The sequence below is a fragment of the Vibrio sp. 1562 genome, from assembly GCF_033340155.1.
Taxonomy (GTDB): domain Bacteria; phylum Pseudomonadota; class Gammaproteobacteria; order Enterobacterales; family Vibrionaceae; genus Vibrio; species Vibrio alginolyticus.
On record NZ_JAWOVY010000637.1, the window covers coordinates 1 to 560 of the forward strand.

Consider the following 560-nt stretch of genomic DNA (forward strand, 5'->3'; position numbering starts at 1 on the left):
CCAATACGAACGCTACGCCGTGCTGTGCAACCTCGCGTATCCAAGAGTCTTTAAACAAACACGTTATGGCTTCGATCCGAATGGTCAGCGAGTCATCCGAAACGAACACGGCAAGATTATGATTCGCGTACTGTGGAGCAAAAACCGCGATGAAGTCGTGGTCGTTATTAAAGGTTCTCACAGCGTTACCGATTGGTTGCTCAACTTTGCTATGTGGACACGAAGCTGCCGGCGATTAGGTCTCAACTACCGTATTCACGCAGGGATTTATCACCTATTGTTCCAAGAAAGTTTACCTAGTGGAAACGAAGACCGCTTAGGTTTGAGCGTGATAGAACTGCTAGAAGCAACCGTTGTCCCGCTTATTCTGCAAGGCAAGCGCATTTCGGTGACAGGCCACTCTTCTGGTGGTGCAATTGGTAGCGTGTTTGCGGATTACATAGAAAAGAAGTATCCGAAAAGCATCAAGCGCGTTGTGACTTTCGGGCAGCCCGCCATTGGTGACTGGACGTTCAAACGTCGCTATCGTCTGGCGCATAAAACCTACCGAATTTGTTGTG

1 protein-coding gene is annotated in these 560 nt (G+C 48.8%); it reads left to right on the forward strand.

What is annotated here, in order from left to right:
• The coding region (locus R7Z49_RS26815; protein WP_318112704.1) for a lipase family protein at positions 1–560 on the forward strand (560 nt) is incomplete at both ends.